Origin of the sequence: Streptacidiphilus jeojiense, from assembly GCF_000719095.1 — a bacterium.
Lineage (GTDB): Bacteria > Actinomycetota > Actinomycetes > Streptomycetales > Streptomycetaceae > Streptacidiphilus > Streptacidiphilus jeojiensis.
Genome location: NZ_JOEH01000019.1, coordinates 23,796 through 40,636 on the forward strand (window position 1 = coordinate 23,796; position 16,841 = coordinate 40,636).

Sequence of the window (16,841 nt, forward strand, 5' to 3'; positions counted from 1 at the left end):
CCCCTGTCCCGTCCGCCGCTACTCGCGCCCCATGTCCCGGTGCACCAGCACCGTCTCCAGACCGTCGGCGATCAACCGCTTCGCCAGCCGTTCCGACATCGCCACGCTGCGGTGCTTCCCTCCGGTGCAGCCTACGGCAAGTGTCATGTAGCGCTTGCCTTCCCGGCGGTAGCCCTCGGTGACGATCCTGAGGAGATCGGCGTACTGGTCCAGGAACTCCTTGGCGCCCGGCTGGTCGAAGACGTACCGGGCCACCTCCTCGTCCGTGCCGGTGCGCGGGCGCAGCTCCGGGACCCAGTGCGGATTGGGCAGGAAGCGGCAGTCCACCACCAGGTCGGCGTCGACCGGCAGGCCGTACTTGAAGCCGAAGGACATCACCGTGGCCCGGAGCTGCGGCTCCTGGTCGTCCGAGAACTGGGCGTCCATCTTGGCCCGCAGCTCATGGACGTTGAGGCTGGAGGTGTCGATCACCAGGTCGGCCTCGCCGCGCAGGTCGCGCAGCAGGGTGCGCTCCTGTTCGATGCCGTCCACGATGCGTCCGTCGCCCTGCAGCGGGTGCGGGCGGCGCACGCTCTCGAACCGGCGCACCAGGGCGTCGTCGGAGGCCTCCAGGAACAGCACCCGCAGCCGGACGCCGCGCCGTTCCAGGTCCTCCAGCGAGGCCAGCAGGTCGTCGAAGAAGCTGCGCCCGCGCACGTCCACGACAGCGCCTATACGCGCCACCGCGCCCTGCGAGCGCGCGCCGAGGTCGACCATGGTCGGTATCAGCGACGGCGGCAGGTTGTCCACGACGAACCAGCCGAGGTCCTCCAGGCATTTCGCGGCCGTACTGCGGCCGGCCCCGGACATACCGGAGATGATCACCAGCTCGGGTACGTTCTCACCGCCGGACTTACTCACGTGGGCTCCCCTGTTTCGGACATCTCGTCCATCTCGTCACTGATGTCAACGCCCGGCGTCGGCTGCGGCTTCCCGCTTTCACTCGCACGAGTGACCTGGTCACTGGGCTCTTCGAGGATCTCACCGGTCGCCGTGTTGACCGCGGGGGCCGTGGGACGCCTCTCGGCCAGGGCCGCGACCACGGCCTCGGCCGTCCGCCGGCCGACCCCGGGAACCTCGCAGATCTCCTCCACTGTCGCCGCCCTGAGCCGCTTCAGCGAGCCGAAGTGCTTGAGCAGCGCCTGCCGCCGGCTCTCGCCGAGGCCCGGCACCGAGTCCAGGGCGCCCGCGGTGAGCCGCTTGGCGCGCTTCTGGCGCTGGTAGGTGATGGCGAAGCGGTGCGCCTCGTCGCGGACCCGCTGCAGCAGGTAGAGGCCCTCGCTGCTGCGCGGCAGCACCACCGGGTCGTCCTCGTCCGGCAGCCAGACCTCCTCCAGCCGCTTGGCCAGGCCGCACAGGGCCACATCGGTGACCCCCAGCTCGGTCAGCGCCCGCTGCGCCGCCGCGACCTGCGGCTCGCCGCCGTCGACCACGATCAGCTGCGGCGGGTAGGCGAAGCGGCGCGGCTTGCCGGTCTCCTCGTCCCGCTCGCTCGGCTGCTCCTGGTGCCGGAACCGGCGGGTGATCACCTCGTGCATCGAGCGGACGTCGTCCTGGCCCTCGAAACCCTTGATCGCGAAGCGGCGGTACTCGCTCTTGCGGGCCAGGCCGTCCTCGAACACCACCATCGAGGCGACCACGTCCTGCCCCTGGAGGTGGGAGATGTCGTAGCACTCGATCCGCAGCGGCGCGGTCTCCAGACCGAGGGCGTCGGCGATCTCCTGGAGCGCGACGCTGCGGGTGGTCAGGTCGGCGGCGCGCTTGGTCTTGTGCAGGGCCAGCGCCTGGGCGGCGTTGCGCTCCACGGTGACCATCAGCTCGCGCTTGTCGCCGCGCTGCGGCACCCGCAGGTCCACCGCACTGCCGCGGCGCTCGCCGAGCCACACCGCCACCGGCTGCACCGGCTGCGGCAGCGCCGGGACCAGCACCTCGCGCGGGACGGCCTCGCCGGTCTCCTCCCCGTACAGCTGCAGCAGGGCGTGCTCGACCAGCCCCGCGGTGTCGACGTTCTCGACCTTGTCGGTGACCCAGCCGCGCTGGCCCCTGACCCGGCCGCCGCGGACGTGGAAGATCTGGACCGCGGCCTCCAACTCGTCCTCGGCGATGGCCAGCAGGTCGGCGTCGGTGCCGTCGGCGAGCACGACGGCGTTCTTCTCCATCGCGCGGTTCAGCGCCTCGATGTCGTCGCGCAGCCGCCCGGCCCGCTCGTACTCCATCTCGGCGGCGGCCTCCTTCATCTCGCGTTCGAGACGGCGGAGGTAGGTGCCGGTCCGGCCGGCCATGAAGTCGCAGAACTCCTCGGCGAGTTCGCGGTGCTGCTCCGGGGTGACCCGGCCGACGCAGGGGGCCGAGCACTTGCCGATGTAGCCCAGCAGGCAGGGCCTGCCGACCTGCTCGGCGCGCTTGAACACCCCGGCGGAGCAGGTCCGCACCGGGAACACCCGGAGCAGCAGGTCCACCGTCTCCCGGATCGCCCAGGCGTGCCCGTAGGGGCCGAAGTAGCGCACCCCGCGCTTCTTCGGGCCTCGCATCACCTGCACCCGGGGGAACTCCTCGTTCAGCGTCACCGCGAGCGAGGGATAGCTCTTGTCGTCGCGGTACTTGACGTTGAAGCGCGGGTCGAACTCCTTGATCCAGCTGTACTCCAGCTGCAGCGCCTCGACCTCGGTCCCGACCACGGTCCACTCCACCGAGGCGGCCGTGGTCACCATCTGCCGGGTGCGCGGATGGAGGTTGGCCAGGTCCTGGAAGTAGGAGGACAGCCGGGGGCGCAGGCTCTTCGCCTTGCCGACGTAGATCACCCGGGAGTTGGCGTCGCGGAACTTGTAGACGCCGGGGGACGTCGGGATCTGCCCCGGCGCCGGGCGGTACGTGGACGGGTCAGCCATCAGGATCCCCCAACCAGGTGCACCGGGGCTGACCGGTGCACACCAGGCAGTGACATTGCGAGTACTCCCCTGCGAACGGCTCAGCTGCGGACGGATCAGCCAGGACACTCAAGACCCTAGCGCCCTGGACCGACAGGGCATCGAACTGTCCGGAGCCGTCACACGTCGTCGAGGGGGCCGGTGAGGTAGCGCTGGAGGGTCGGCGCGACGGCGGCGGCGAGTTGTTCGCGGCCCGTGCCCGGCAGCGGGTCGATGCCGACGATGTGCCGGGCCATGACCAGGCCGACGACCTGCGATCCGGTGAGTGCGGCGCGCAGCGGCGCGTCCGGGGATCCGAGCCCGGCCGCCAGCGGGACCAGGAGTTCGCGGTTGATGCGTTCGCGGATCAGCTGGGCCGCCCCCTCCTCCGAGGCCGCCGCGCGGATCAGCGCGATCAGCCGGCCCCGGCTCGCCGGGGCCTCGATCAGGTCGAGCACCTGGTCCGCCAGGCGCCGTCCGATCTCCTCGCGCGGGCCGGCCAGCAGCCGGGACAGGACCACGGCCGGGTCGTAGGGCAGTGCCGCGGCCTCCGCGAACAGCCGCTGCTTTCCCGAGAAGAAGTGCGAGACCAGGGCGACGTCGACCTCGGCGGCGGTGGCGATACCGCGCAGCGTGGTGCGGTCGTAGCCCAGTTCGGCGAAGTGCCGGCGGGCGGTGTCGAGGATGAGCTGCCGGGTCTGGCTCGTCCCCGGACGCCGTCCGGCCCGGCGGGGTGTGGCGGTCACGGTTCCTCCTCGTACGGCTGGTGATTGACAGCCGAAATTCAACAGGCGCAGAATAATGCTACCCAATTCAATGGGTGTTGAATTCTTGCCGGCGCCCGCCGGGCCCCCGGCCGACCGCCAGCTACTACGAGAAGGGTCGGACCATGACCTCGAACCCCTCCCCCAGTTCGCCCCCGGAAGCCGCCGCCCCGCGGGCGGAACAGGCCGCGCAGGCTGCGGCGCAGACGCCCCACCGCTGGTGGATCCTGGCCGTGGTCGGCCTGGCCCAGCTGATGGTGGTGCTCGACGGCACCATCGTGAACATCGCGCTGCCCTCGGCCCAGCGCGACCTGGGCTTCTCCAACGGCAACCGGCAGTGGGTGGTCACCGCCTACGCGCTGGCCTTCGGCAGCCTGCTGCTGCTCGGCGGGCGGCTGGCCGACCTGATCGGCCGCAAGCTCGTCTTCCTGATCGGCGTGGCGGGCTTCGCCGGGGCCTCCGCCCTGGCCGGAGCCGCCACCGGCTTCGACATGCTGATCACCGCCAGGGCCCTGCAGGGCGCCTTCGGCGCGCTGCTGGCGCCGGCCGCACTCGCGCTGCTGAACACGACCTTCGCCGCCGGACGGGACCGGGCCAAGGCCTTCGGGGTCTACGGCGCCATCGCCGGCACCGGCGGCGCCGTCGGGCTGCTGCTCGGCGGCCTGCTGACCGAGCACCTCAGCTGGCGCTGGACCCTCTACGTCAACCTGGTCTTCGCCGCCCTCGCCTTCGCCGGCGGCCTGGCCCTGCTGCGCAACAGCCGGCGGGACGGCGCCAAGCTCGACATCCCCGGCACCCTGCTGGTCTCCTCCGGCCTGTTCTCGCTGGTCTACGGCCTCTCCAACGCCGACACCCACGGCTGGTCCGCGCCGATGACCTGGGGCTGGCTGGTCGCCGGAGTGCTGCTGATCGCCCTGTTCGGCCGCTGGCAGACCCGGGCCGCCCACCCGCTGCTTCCGCTGCGGATCGTCCTGGACCGCGACCGCGGAGCCTCCCTGTCCGCAGTGATCATCGCTGCGTCCGGCATGTTCGGCCTGTTCCTGTTCCTCACCTACTACCTGCAGGTCACGCTGCGCTACAGCCCGGTGACCACCGGGCTGGCCTTCCTGCCCATGGTCGGGGGCCTGATGGTCTCCGCCCAGCTGGCCACCAATGTGACCGCGCCCAGGTTCGGCGCCAGGACCACCGTCCCGCTGGGCATGGCACTGGCCGCCGGCGCCATGGTCTGGCTCACCCGCATCGGCCTGACCGACACCTACGCCTCCCAGGTCCTGCCGGCGCTGATCGTGCTCGGCCTGGGCCTGGGGCAGGTGATGCCGACGGCCATGAACCAGGCCACCGCCCGCGTCGCCCCTGACGAGGTCGGCGCCGCCTCGGCAAGCGTCAACACCATGCAGCAGATCGGCGGCTCCATCGGCACCGCGCTGCTCAACAGCCTTGCCACCAGCGCCGCAGCCGCCTACCTGGTCGGCCGCAGGCCCACCCCCGACGCCCTGGCCCGGGCCCAACTGCACAGCTACACAACCGCGTTCTGGTGGTCGGCGGGCATCTTCACCCTCGGCGCGCTGGTCACCGCACTGCTCTACCGCAGCAGCACCGGCCGCGCCGAGGCCTCCAACCACGAGGTCGTGTCCGGGTGACACCGCGGGATCGCTCGGCGCCCCGGCGCGCAGCGGGCTGAGCCGCAGCAGGCCGAGCCGCAGCAGGCCGAACGGCGTTCAACGGCCGCTGATGGGCTGCCGGCGCGGGCCCGCGGCTGCGGAACCGGTCAGACGGCGGAACCGGTCAGACGGTGACGACCAGTTTGCCGTTCTGCACGGCCACGGTCTTGGCGGGCAGCGGGGAGGTGGCCGGGCCGTTGGCGACGGAGCCGTCGGCGATCTTGAACTGGCTGCCGTGGCAGGGGCACTGGATGGTCCCGCCCTGCACCCCGTCGACCAGGCAGCCGGCGTGGGTGCAGACCGCGCTGAACGCCTTGAACTGACCGGAGGTCGGCTGGGTGACCACGACCTTGTCGTCCTTGTAGACCTTGCCGCCGCCGACCGGGACATCGCTGGTCGGACCCAGCGTCGTCGGCCCGGAGGCGGTGCTGGTGCTGCTCGAACCGAACGAGCAGGCGGCGAGCGCGAGCCCGGCGACACCGGCCACCCCGACCGCGGCGGCGCCGCGCAGCACGGCGCGCCGGTCGGTGCCGGTGCCGGTGGTGCAGCAGCCTGCGCAGTCGGCGTTCTCCGGGGCAGGGGCGGCGTCGAGCTGGGTCATGGTCGCGGGCTCCCAAAGGGCAGACGTGACGGGGCACCACGCTCAACGCGGTGCACCCGGGGCAGGTTGCGCTCCGGGTGCACCCTATGCGGCTTTCCTGTGACTACTTCTTACCGGGGGCGGCCTTCTTGGCCACCGCCTTCTTCGCCGCTGTCTTCTGCGCCACTGCCTTCTTCGCGGCCGGCTTCTTCACCGGGGCCTGCTTCACCGGAGCCTTCTTCGCCGCCGGCTTCCTGGCGGCCGCGGCCTCCTCCGCCGCCTCCTCCGCGAACACCCGGTCCCCCAGGATGTCGCGCAGGAACTTGCCGGTGTGGCTCTCGGCCACCGTCGCGATGTGCTCCGGGGTACCCTCGGCGACCACCAGACCGCCGCCGTTGCCGCCCTCGGGTCCCATGTCGACGACCCAGTCGGCGGTCTTGATCACATCCAGGTTGTGCTCGATCACGATCACCGTGTTGCCCTTGTCCACCAGCCCGGTGAGCACCTTGATCAGCTTGCTGATGTCCTCGAAGTGCAGCCCGGTGGTCGGCTCGTCCAGGACGTAGACGGTCCGCCCGGTGGAGCGCTTCTGCAGCTCCGAGGCCAGCTTGACACGCTGCGCCTCGCCGCCGGACAGCGTCGGCGCGGACTGGCCCAGCCGGACGTAGCCGAGGCCGACGTCGGTGAGGGTGCGCAGGTGCCGGGCGATCGGCGGAACGGCCTCGAAGAACTCCAGCCCCTCCTCGATCGGCATGTCCAGCACCTCGGCGATGGACTTGCCCTTGAAGTGGACGTCCAGCGTCTCCCGGTTGTAGCGCGCCCCGTGGCACACCTCGCAGGGGACGTAGACGTCCGGCAGGAAGTTCATCTCGATCTTGATGGTGCCGTCGCCGGCGCAGTTCTCGCAGCGGCCGCCCTTGACGTTGAAGGAGAAGCGGCCCGGCAGGTAGCCGCGCACCTTCGCCTCGGTGGTCTCCGCGAACAGCCGGCGGACGTGGTCGAAGACACCGGTGTAGGTCGCCGGGTTGGACCGCGGGGTGCGGCCGATCGGCGACTGGTCGACATGGACCACCTTGTCGACCAGGTCGGTGCCGGTGACCCGGGTGTGCCGTCCGGGCACGCTGCGGGCGCCGTTGAGCTCGCGCGCCAGGTGGGTGTAGAGGATGTCGTTGACCAGCGTGGACTTCCCGGAGCCGGAGACACCGGTGATCGCGGTCAGGGTGCCCAGCGGGAAGCTGACGTCCACGTCCTGGAGGTTGTGCTCGCGCGCGCCCTGGACGGTGATGTGCCGCTTGGGGTCGATCGGACGGCGCACCTCCGGGGTGGGGATGGAGCGCCGGCCGGAGAGGTAGGCGCCGGTCAGCGACTCCTTGTTGGCCAACAGGTCCTCGCGGGAACCGGAGTGCACCACATGGCCGCCGTGCTCCCCCGCGCCCGGGCCGATGTCCACCACCCAGTCCGCGGTGCGGATGGTGTCCTCGTCGTGCTCCACCACGATCAGGGTGTTGCCCAGGTCGCGCAGCCGCACCAGGGTCTCGATCAGCCGGTGGTTGTCGCGCTGGTGCAGCCCGATCGAGGGCTCGTCCAGCACGTAGAGCACACCGACCAGGCCGGAGCCGATCTGGGTGGCCAGCCGGATCCGCTGGGCCTCGCCGCCGGAGAGGGTCCCCGCGGCACGGTTCAGCGAGAGGTAGTCCAGGCCGACGTCGACCAGGAACTTCAGCCGCTCGTTGACCTCCTTGAGGACCCGCTCGGCGATGGTCTTCTCCCGATCGGAGAGCTCCATCGCGCCCAGGAAGTCGGCGCAGTCGCTGATGGACATCGAGGAGACCTCGGCGATGGACTTCCCGGCCATGGTCACCGCCAGCACCACCGGCTTGAGCCGGGTGCCGTGGCAGGCCGGGCAGTCCACCTCGCGCATGTAGCCCTCGAAGCGCTCCCGGCTGCTGTCGGTCTCGGACTCCGAGTGCCGGCGCTGGACGAAGGGCACCGCGCCCTCGAAGCCGGTGATGTAGGAGCGCTCGCGGCCGAAGCGGTTCCGGAACTTCACCTCGACCTGGGAGTTGTGCCCGTACAGCAGCGCCTTCCTGGCGCGCTGCGGCAGCCCGGCCCAGGGGATGTCGGTGCGGAAGCCCAACTCCTTGGCCAGCGCGCTGATCAGCCGCTGGTGGTACTCCCGGGTGTGGCCCAGCGACCAGGGGTGGATGGCGCCCTCGTCGAGGGTCTTCTCCTCGTCGGGGACGACCAGGTCCGGGTCGACCTCCATCCGCGAGCCCAGGCCGGTGCACTCGGGGCAGGCGCCGAACGGCGAGTTGAAGGAAAAGGAGCGCGGCTCCATCTCCTCGTAGGAGATGTCGTCGAAGGTGCAGTAGAGGTGCTCGGAGTACATCCGCTCACGCTCGGGGTCGTCGGCCGCCAGGTCGACGAAGTCCAGCACGACCGTGCCGCCGGAGAGCTTGAGCGCGGTCTCGACCGAGTCGGTGAGCCGGCGCTGGGCGCTCTTCTTCACGGTGAGGCGGTCGATGACCACCTCGATGGTGTGCTTCTCCTGCTTCTTCAGCACCGGCGGCTCGGTCAGCTGGATCGTCGCGCCGTCGACCCTGGCCCTGGAGTAGCCCTTGGTCTGCAGGTCGGCGAAGAGGTCGACGAACTCGCCCTTGCGGGCCCGGACCAGCGGGCTGAGCAGCTGGAACCGGGTGCCCTCGGGCAGTTCCAGGATCTTGTCCACGATCTGCTGCGGCGACTGCCGGGCGATCGGACGCCCGCAGACCGGGCAGTGCGGGTGGCCGATCCGCGCGAACAGCAGCCGGAGGTAGTCGTAGACCTCGGTGATGGTGCCGACGGTGGAGCGGGGGTTGCGCGAGGTTGACTTCTGGTCGATCGAGACGGCCGGGGAGAGGCCCTCGATGAAGTCCACGTCGGGCTTGTCCATCTGGCCCAGGAACTGCCGGGCGTAGGAGGACAGCGACTCGACGTAGCGGCGCTGGCCCTCCGCGAAGATGGTGTCGAACGCCAGCGAGGACTTGCCGGACCCGGAGAGGCCGGTGAACACGATGAGGGAGTCGCGCGGCAGGTCGAGCGAGACGTTCTTGAGATTGTGCTCGCGAGCACCGCGGACGATGAGGCGGTCTGCCACGCTTCTGCGCCTTCCGGATCGATGGGGGCGTCGGTCGGTCCTGGACATTGCCTCGGCCGTTGCCTCGGACACTGCCCTGGACGTCGGACGGTCCTGGACGGGGCGATCCGGGACCGTCCGACGCGACAACACTATGGGAGCACGTGTTCGATTTTTGGGGCAATCCAGAACCGTCACCCGAAGGGATGAACACGACGCTAGCGTGAGAGCTTCCCCGCCGTGGGAAACGATGAGAAACCACGCGGGACACGCACCTCGGACGTTACGGGAGAGAGCATGACCACCCCAAGCGGGATCCCAGCGCAGACCATCGCCCAGGCCGCCGAGGCCACCGCCCGGCTGCTGCGCAGCGTCGAGGAGATGACCCCTGAGCAGGTCCTCCAGCCCTCCGTGCTGCCCGGCTGGACCAGGGGGCATGTCCTCAGTCACATCTCCCGCAACGCCGACGCGCTCTGCAATCTGCTGCGGGGCGCCCGCACCTCGCAGCCGATCCCGATGTACCCGAGCCCGGAGGCCCGCGACCGGGGCATCGAGGACGGCGCCAGGCGACCGCCGGCCGACCAGCTCGCCGACCTGCGCGCCTCCGGCCTCCGCTTCACCGCCGCCTGCGAGGCCATGCCGCCGGAGGCCTGGTCGATCCCGGTCCCGCACCGGCTCGGCCCGTTCCCCGCCTTCGGCGTCCCCTACAAGCGGGTCAGCGAGGTCGAGTACCACCATGTCGACCTGGGCCTGGACTACACCCCGGCGCACTGGCCGACCGAGTTCGTCACCCGCGAGCTGGCCTCGCTCACCGAGCGCCTGCGCGACGCTTCGGACCTGCCACCGCTGCTGCTGCACGACTCCGACACCGACACCGGCTACCGCCTCGGCAGCTACGGCGTCGAGAGCGGCTCGGCGCAGGCCCCGGAGCCGCTGCGGCTCTCCGGCCCGGCGGGGGCGCTGGTCGCCTGGCTCTCCGGACGCGCCGACGGATCCTCGTTGGGCGTGCCCGCCGCAGACCTGCCGGCCCTGCCGCCGCTAGGCTGACGGCATGTCGTACCACGGAGCGGTGAAGGTCGGCGGGACGCCGGCGGTGCGGGAGCTCCCGCAGCTGATGATCACCAAGGTGGCCGTCGGGCCCACGAACAACAACGCCTACCTGCTGCGCTGCCGGGCCACCGACCAGCAGCTGCTCATCGACGCCGCAGCCGACGCCCCGGTCCTGCTGGAGACCGTCGGCGGCAGCCTCGCGACGGTGGTCACCACCCACCGCCACCAGGACCACTGGAACGCCCTCGCCGCCGTCGTCCAGGCCACCGGCGCCCGCACCGCGGCCGGCCGCCTGGACGCCGAGGGCATCCCGGTCCCCTCCGACCTGCTCCTCGACGACGGCGACACGCTGCGCTTCGGCGAGATCGACCTCACCGTCCGCCACCTGGTCGGCCACACCCCGGGCGCGATCGTGCTGATCTACGACGACCCCAAGGGCCACCCGCACCTCTTCACCGGCGACTGCCTCTTCCCCGGCGGCATCGGCAACACCTGGGGCGACAGCGCCGCCTTCACCAGCCTGCTCGACGGCGTCGAGACCAAGCTCTTCGCCACCCTCCCCGACGAGACCTGGGTCTACCCGGGCCACGGCGACGACACCACCCTCGGCACCGAACGCCCGAACCTCGCCGAATGGCGCACCCGGGGCTGGTGACCCCGGCGGGGCCGCCCCAGCCGGGGCCGGTACCCCGCGTCGTGGAGTGCGCGATCATGAACGGCATGGACCCTCGTTTCGTCGGCATCGCCGACCTGGCCGAAACCCCGTCCGTGGCGGTCGTGGTCGACGTCATGCGTGCTTTCACCGTGGCCGGCTGGGCCTTTGCCCGGGGAGCGGAGAAGATCGTCCTTGCTGAGTCGCTGGACGAAGCGCTGGAGCTCAAGGCTCGGCATCCGGACTGGGTGGCGCTCAAGGACGGTCCGCTCCTGCCCGGGTTCGACGCCGTCAACTCGCCGGGCCTGCTGCGGTCCGTCGACCTGGCCGGGCGGACCGTCGTGCAGAAGACCACGGCCGGGACGGTCGGCGCCCTCGCGGTCAAGGAGGCGCCGCTGGTCCTCTGCGCAAGCTTCGTGGTCGCGGAGGCAACAGCCCGTGTCCTGCAGGCGCACCGGAGCGACCGTGTGACGTTCGTGGTCACCGGCGAGGACGGACAGGCCGACGAGGATCTGGCCTGCGCCCAGTACATCGCCCGGAGAGCCGACGGGGCCAGCGCGGACGCCGCAGAATTCCTCCGCCGCGCCGCCTCGTCGCGCGCCGCCGCCGAACTCGCGGAGGGGATGCGCGAAGGCGTCCACCCCGACGACGTGGCGCTCTGTCTTGAGATCGACCGGTTTCCCTTCGCCATGGTGGCGACCCTGGAGGACTCGCTCATGGTCCTGCGTCCACACACGACGCCGGGCGGAACTCCCCAATAGCACCGGGCCGGTGACCCCGGCGGACGGTGCCCCGCATCCACGCGACCCGGGGCACCGGTACGCGACCGGGGGATGCGCGCACACCAAGGTCTTGTCCATGCACCGGCAAAATAATCATGCTCGGCAACGACTATCCAGCGCCGCCCGCTCTGGAGCGTCGGGTTCGGGACCTACCAACTGTCCCTGGTATCCGACGAACTGACGGGTCGGGTCGGCAGTGCGGCGATGACCCTATGCTGGGGAGGTGCTTCCGCTCGGCTCGATCGCCACCGCTGGCTTCCTGCTCGCCGGCGTCAGCCTCCCCCTGCCCTCGGGCCTCTAGCAGAGAAGTCCGGTTGTACGAGGGAAATTCAGATAAGACGTGTACACGCCATGGTCGATTCAACTACCTTGCTCGAGTCACCGTTGGCGCATCGGAGATGACATGGGCACCCGTTCAGACATAACCGTCCTCCTCATGGAGGAGTCCAGGACCGCAGAGATCATGCTCTCCGGTCGGGTCGACCGGCGGGCCGACGGCCTGCTCGCCGAAGCCCTGGAGCTTCTCCTGACCGATCCGCAGGTGGGACGCATCGAGATCGACACCGCACTGGTGAACTTCTGCGACCGCGGCGGGCTCACGGTGTTCATCCGGGCCCAGCGCCAGGCCGCCCACTACGGGGTCCCGCTGCGCATCGTCCGGGCGGCGCCTCTGCTGCAGCACGTCCTCAAGTCCACCGGCCTGTCGCAGCTGCTCACCTCCGCCTGACCTGCCGGGTCTCCGACGGGCGGATCCGCGGTGGCGGAGGGACGATAGCTCCCACATGCAAACAGCCGCGCGAGAGGTTGCCGACCATGAGCGTCTCCTCCGATCCCTACTCCGGTCCGCACCGTGACCGTCCCACCGCGGGCACCCGCTCGGGACTCACGGTGGAGGCCCTCGCCAACGCCGCCTGGCAGGTGCTCGCGACCGCGGGCGCGGCCTCGATCGTCCTGGGCGTGCTGGTCCTGGTCTGGCCGCACGCCACCCTCGCCGTCGTCGGCATCCTCTTCGGGATCTACCTGCTGGTCAGCGGTGTCTTCCAGATCGCCGGGGCGTTCGGCAGCCATGTGCCCGGGGCGATGCGCGCGGTCTGGTTCGTCAGCGGCGCGGTCTGCATCATGCTGGGCCTGATCTGCTTCCGCGGGGCCGCCGAGTCCATCCTGCTGCTCGGCCTGTGGATCGGCTTCGGATGGCTGCTCCAGGGTGTGATGCTGACGGCCGTCGCCATCTCCACCGAGGGGCTGCCGGCCCGCGGCTGGCAGTTGTTCCTCGGCCTGATCACCGCGATCGCGGGCATCGTGCTGATCGTCTCGCCGTTCAACTCGCTCACCGTGCTCACCGTGGTGGCGGGGATCTGGCTGCTGGTGCTCGGCGCGACCGGCCTCGTCCACGCCTTCCAGCTGCGTGCGCTCAGCAGGCCGCCGCACGCCGGATGAGCCGACGCCGACCGCGGGATGACTGCTCGTCAGTGCGGTGGCGCCGGACGCGGCGGTGACCCGCCCGGCGGGGTACCGCCGCGTCCGGCCGGGAACCGCGCCCTTCCGCCGCACTGGCGATCGTCATATGCTGACTGCGTTGCCCCGGACCCCGGCTGCGCGCACGCGATCGGCGCGATCCCCCAGCCAGGGGGCCTGGAGTAGAAGGCAACGTCCGTACCATGGCGCCTTTTGCCACCCGGTCCCCGTCCTCCGTCACCTGAGGGCAGGCAGGCGCGCCCGGATCCCCCGTGCCGCTCGGGGCAGCCTGTGCCCACGCACCCTGACGCGGATGGGTTCTCCGTCGGGGCTGCTTCCCGCCGCCGCTCCAGGGCATGCGGTGGCAGGCGGTCCGTACCGGTCCGGCCACCGGTGCGGACCGTCCCGGCCGCCACTCGACGGCTCGGCCGCACCCTGCCAGCCCCTGATGGAACAGTGAATCGTGCCGTCATGGGCGTAGTGCCCGGACCGCCCGGTTTCCTACGATGATCGCCGCAAGGCCCTGTTGTGCCCCCTGCGCGGCCCACAACAGCACCCGAACGCCATGCGGATACGGAGCACTCGCACGATGACAGCTCTGCACTGGCGGACGGCGCGCGAACTGCGCCTGATCGCCAAGATCATCCCTGATCCGCACAATCCGGGAGAGTGCCTGGACCGCCTCGCCGACGTCCGCGTCGCCGCGAGCGGATCCGTGCTCTACGTGGACACCCAGGCGACCGGGCAGGACGAGCGGGGAGCACCGCCGGGGGCGGGAGACCCGGAGGTCTATGCGATACCCAGCTCCTCGGTGATCTTCCTGGCCTTCCGCTAGGGGCGGCTACTCCCCCGTGTCGGCACCCCAGAAGCCCGGTCCGCCGCCGACCCAGGCCACCGCCTCGGACTGGGCCACGTCGATGTCCTCCAGCCCCGCTCTGCGGGCGAACTCCTCGACGTCGGCCAGGTTGTAGGCCTTCCCCACCACGGTGCCGAGGATCTCGACGCCGCGGTAGGGCGGGCGTGTCGTCATGGTCGGCGGGTGGACCACGATGTGGGCGCCGTGGCCGCCATGACCGCCGTGACCGCTGTGCTCGGTGCTGTCGGTGTGGTTCATGCGTTCCATCCTGCCGCCCGCGCCCGCCGAAAGCGCGTCAATGAACCGCTGACTTCCCGGCCGCGTACCCCTCGGTGGACCGCCGATCCCGGTGGGGGCGGCCGATGCGGAGCGGAGTGGCTCATGTGGGTACGTGGAGTCGGCGGGGTACTGCTGATCGCCCTGGGGGCGGTCTGGGTCGCCCAGGGGACGGGAGCGGTGCACGGTTCGACGATGAGCGGCCACAGCCAGTACGCGGCGCTCGGGGTGCTCGTGATCCTGGCGGGGGTCGCACTGCTCGGATGGGCCTGGCGGGTCCGGGCAGGCCGGTCCCGCGGCGGTCGCTGACCGCCGCGGGGCCGTACCCCGACCGTGACCGGTCGGTCCTGCCCGTCGGGTCATGCCGGTCGGGTCCTGCCGATCGGGTCCTGCCGATCGGCCGGGGTCAGCCGACCAGGAGCCGGGAGCGCAGCTCGGCGAGGGTCCGGGTGTCCAGGTCCAGGCCCTGCTTCAGGTAGGAGCCGAAGGAGCCGTACTGCTGCTGCACCTCGGTGAAGCCGCTGTTCAGGTAGGTCGGGTCGACCGCCAGCAGCGGCTTGTAGATCGCCGCGTAGGCGGCCGGCAGCGCGGCCAGGGTGGCGGCGTTGGACGCGGCGTTGTAGTCGTTGCTGGCCAGGTAGTCGGCCATCACCGTCTGCGTCGGCACGCCCAGCGCGGTGAGCAGCGCGGCGCTGGCCCAGCCGGTGCGGTCCTTGCCAGCGCTGCAGTGGTAGACCACGTTCAGGTCGCGGCCGTCGGCGATGCCGGACAGCACGGCGTGGTACGCGGTCTGCGCCGACGCCGAGTCGACCATGGTGACCTCGGCCTGCTGCATGATCTGCACGGACTCGGCGGCGCTGGTCGAGCTGAAGGAACCGGTGTTCGCGGCGCCCAGGACGTTCTCCCTGATGTCCTTCGCCCCGGCCGGCACCTGGTCCGGCGCGGCCGCCACCTCGGAGTCGGTGCGCAGGTCGTAGACGGTGTGGATGCCGAGCCGCTGCAGCTCGGCCAAGTCGGCCTGGGTGAGCTTGGACATGTCGCCGGACCGGTAGACGACGCCCATCTTCACCCAGGAGCCGTCGGCGGTGCGGTAGCCGCCGGCGTCGCGGAAGTTGGGCGCGGAGGCCAGGTGCAGGCTGCGGTCGGCCAGGGTGAGGCCCTCGCCCCGGCTGGGGACCAGCCGGAACCACTGGCGGTCGGCGCTGCCGGCCACCGTGACGGTGACGCTGTCGGTGCCCTTGCCGTGGGCGACCGTGTGGCGGTAGTCGATGTGCTGCTGGGTGCTGCCGGTGTAGACGGTGACGTGGTCCAGGCCGGTCGCGGCCCAGCTGATGGTGTAGCTGCCGTCGCTGTTGCGGGTGACCGTGGCGGCGGTGAAGGGGATGGGGTGCGCGGCGCCGGGGCGGGCCCAGGCCGGGGACTGCGTGTGGTGCGCGCCGGTGGCCGCTTCGGCCCCGGTGGCGGCCGAGGCGACCGCGCCGAGGGCGAGGGCCGAAGCCAGGACGATCCGGCCGACGGGACGGGCGGAACGGTGATTGCGCAGGTGGGGGGTGGTCATGGCACGGGACGGTAGTGCTGACACGTGTACCTGCCGAGGTCCGCGAAGCAACCGGGAGGTGGCTGCGGAACGACATCCTGGCGCCGGGGCGTCGGGACGCCGGCAGCCTGGCCCGATGCCGCCGAACCCCGAACCCCGAACGCGGAACGCGGAACGCGGAACGCCGAACGCCCCGCACCGGAGGAACCGGTGCGGGGCGTTCGCTGGTCTTTCGCGGTCGGGGCCGACGACCCCGGGAGCGGAGGACCTTACAGCGGGCGGATGTTCTCGGCCTGCGGGCCCTTCTGGCCCTGCGTGACGTCGAACTCGACCTTCTGGCCCTCGAGGAGCTCGCGGAAGCCCTGGGCGTTGATGTTGGAGTAGTGGGCGAAGACGTCGGCGCCGCCGCCGTCCTGCTCGATGAAGCCGAAGCCCTTTTCGGCGTGGCGTACAAACGTCGAGAACCACGACTACTACAGGGCAAAACCGTACACGATGGGCGCCCTCGGGACCACGCGACGCGAGAACCGGCGCGTGTCGCGCGCCGGGGACACTCCGGCCGGGTGTCGACACCACGTGCGACCCGGGATCCGGGATCTGTTGACGCCACCCGGTACGCACCCTGTATTCTCTAGATCAGTTGCAGTGCGTGGTTCCCTAAGTTTTGGCCGCCCGTGATCGCGATCACGGGCGTTCGTGCTTTTGCAGGTCCCTTCGTGACCAGGGTGATCATTCCGGCGACACAGGGTTCGTACCGTGCGGATCCTGGCACCAGCCCCTGACAGAAGGAGACCAATATGGCCACCGGTACCGTGAAGTGGTTCAACGCCGAAAAGGGTTTCGGCTTCATTGAGCAGGACGGCGGCGGCGCCGACGTCTTCGCTCACTACTCGAACATCAACGCGCAGGGCTTCCGCGAGCTCCTCGAGGGCCAGAAGGTCGAGTTCGACGTCACGCAGGGCCAGAAGGGCCCGCAGGCCGAGAACATCCGCACGATCTGACGATCGCCGCGCGTCGAGGACGCCCCCGCACTCCGGTGCGGGGGCGTCCTTGCGTTTCGCTGCCACTCCCTCACTGCTGCTCCCCGGCGGCTGCTACGGCTTGCGGTAGTTCAGTCCGCCGATGAGGAAGTACACCAGTCCGGCGAAGATCACGATGACCGCCAGGG

Annotated in this window: 16 protein-coding genes and 1 pseudogene; 9 read left to right on the top strand and 8 right to left on the bottom strand. The window is 70.8% G+C overall.

Annotation, left to right across the window (positions count from 1 at the left end):
- Positions 1–18: 18 nt before the first annotated feature.
- The 3 genes from rapZ to IF29_RS0124310 all read right to left on the bottom strand — a co-directional run bounded on the left by rapZ (position 19) and on the right by IF29_RS0124310 (position 3,691).
- Positions 19–849 carry an RNase adapter RapZ gene (gene rapZ, locus IF29_RS0124300; protein WP_084717915.1) on the bottom strand — a complete coding sequence of 277 codons (831 nt, stop codon included), beginning with the start codon at positions 847–849 and terminating at the stop codon, positions 19–21.
- Between the two features lie 47 nt (positions 850–896).
- Positions 897–2,927, bottom strand: a complete 2,031-nt coding sequence (gene uvrC, locus IF29_RS0124305; RefSeq protein WP_084714865.1) for an excinuclease ABC subunit UvrC — start codon at positions 2,925–2,927, stop codon at positions 897–899.
- Between the two features lie 158 nt (positions 2,928–3,085).
- Positions 3,086–3,691 (bottom strand): TetR/AcrR family transcriptional regulator, encoded by a 606-nt coding sequence (locus IF29_RS0124310; RefSeq protein ID WP_030258764.1) that lies wholly within the window; start codon positions 3,689–3,691, stop codon positions 3,086–3,088.
- Between the two features lie 143 nt (positions 3,692–3,834).
- Between IF29_RS0124310 and IF29_RS0124315 the strand changes: the two genes are divergently transcribed.
- Positions 3,835–5,349 (top strand): MFS transporter, encoded by a 1,515-nt coding sequence (locus IF29_RS0124315; RefSeq protein WP_051725866.1) that lies wholly within the window; start codon positions 3,835–3,837, stop codon positions 5,347–5,349.
- A 145-nt stretch (positions 5,350–5,494) separates the two neighbouring features.
- Here the strand turns inward: IF29_RS0124315 and IF29_RS0124320 are convergent, their stop codons facing one another.
- Positions 5,495–5,971 (bottom strand): Rieske (2Fe-2S) protein, encoded by a 477-nt coding sequence (locus IF29_RS0124320; RefSeq protein ID WP_084714867.1) that lies wholly within the window; start codon positions 5,969–5,971, stop codon positions 5,495–5,497.
- Positions 5,972–6,074: 103 nt separating this feature from the next.
- Positions 6,075–9,086 (bottom strand): excinuclease ABC subunit UvrA, encoded by a 3,012-nt coding sequence (gene uvrA / locus IF29_RS0124325; protein WP_030258772.1) that lies wholly within the window; start codon positions 9,084–9,086, stop codon positions 6,075–6,077.
- 276 nt (positions 9,087–9,362) lie between these two features.
- Between uvrA and IF29_RS0124330 the strand changes: the two genes are divergently transcribed.
- The 6 genes from IF29_RS0124330 to IF29_RS0124355 all read left to right on the top strand — a co-directional run bounded on the left by IF29_RS0124330 (position 9,363) and on the right by IF29_RS0124355 (position 13,839).
- Positions 9,363–10,112, top strand: coding sequence for a maleylpyruvate isomerase family mycothiol-dependent enzyme (locus IF29_RS0124330; RefSeq protein ID WP_030258775.1), 750 nt, complete (start codon positions 9,363–9,365; stop codon positions 10,110–10,112).
- A 4-nt stretch (positions 10,113–10,116) separates the two neighbouring features.
- Positions 10,117–10,770, top strand: coding sequence for an MBL fold metallo-hydrolase (locus IF29_RS0124335; protein ID WP_030258777.1), 654 nt, complete (start codon positions 10,117–10,119; stop codon positions 10,768–10,770).
- Positions 10,771–10,835: 65 nt separating this feature from the next.
- Complete coding sequence (locus IF29_RS0124340; protein WP_332262557.1) at positions 10,836–11,528, top strand: 2-phosphosulfolactate phosphatase; 693 nt, start codon at positions 10,836–10,838, stop codon at positions 11,526–11,528.
- Between the two features lie 457 nt (positions 11,529–11,985).
- A complete protein-coding gene (locus tag IF29_RS0124345; RefSeq protein WP_030258781.1) occupies positions 11,986–12,276 on the top strand; it encodes an STAS domain-containing protein in 291 nt (96 codons plus the stop codon).
- 86 nt (positions 12,277–12,362) lie between these two features.
- The gene (locus IF29_RS0124350) at positions 12,363–12,986 is read left to right on the top strand and encodes an HdeD family acid-resistance protein (RefSeq protein ID WP_051725868.1); all 624 of its coding nucleotides are present in this window, start codon (positions 12,363–12,365) and stop codon (positions 12,984–12,986) included.
- A gap of 607 nt (positions 12,987–13,593) precedes the next feature.
- A complete protein-coding gene (locus tag IF29_RS0124355) occupies positions 13,594–13,839 on the top strand; it encodes a hypothetical protein (RefSeq protein ID WP_030258789.1) in 246 nt (81 codons plus the stop codon).
- A gap of 6 nt (positions 13,840–13,845) precedes the next feature.
- Here the strand turns inward: IF29_RS0124355 and IF29_RS0124360 are convergent, their stop codons facing one another.
- Positions 13,846–14,118: a hypothetical protein gene (locus IF29_RS0124360; RefSeq protein WP_232242419.1), complete on the bottom strand. Its 273-nt coding sequence runs from the start codon at positions 14,116–14,118 to the stop codon at positions 13,846–13,848.
- Positions 14,119–14,241: 123 nt separating this feature from the next.
- On the opposite strand from IF29_RS0124360, the gene IF29_RS0124365 reads away from it, so the two are divergent.
- A complete protein-coding gene (locus IF29_RS0124365) occupies positions 14,242–14,445 on the top strand; it encodes a hypothetical protein (RefSeq protein WP_030258793.1) in 204 nt (67 codons plus the stop codon).
- A gap of 97 nt (positions 14,446–14,542) precedes the next feature.
- Here IF29_RS0124365 and IF29_RS0124370 read toward each other — a convergent pair whose 3' ends face one another.
- Positions 14,543–15,694, bottom strand: a complete 1,152-nt coding sequence (locus IF29_RS0124370) for a tyrosine-protein phosphatase (RefSeq protein WP_037596445.1) — start codon at positions 15,692–15,694, stop codon at positions 14,543–14,545.
- A 248-nt stretch (positions 15,695–15,942) separates the two neighbouring features.
- Positions 15,943–16,119, bottom strand: a pseudogene (locus IF29_RS45185) (cold-shock protein); the annotation flags it as partial.
- A gap of 351 nt (positions 16,120–16,470) precedes the next feature.
- On the opposite strand from IF29_RS45185, the gene IF29_RS0124375 reads away from it, so the two are divergent.
- Complete coding sequence (locus IF29_RS0124375; RefSeq protein ID WP_030258797.1) at positions 16,471–16,674, top strand: cold-shock protein; 204 nt, start codon at positions 16,471–16,473, stop codon at positions 16,672–16,674.
- Positions 16,675–16,841 lie beyond the last annotated feature (167 nt).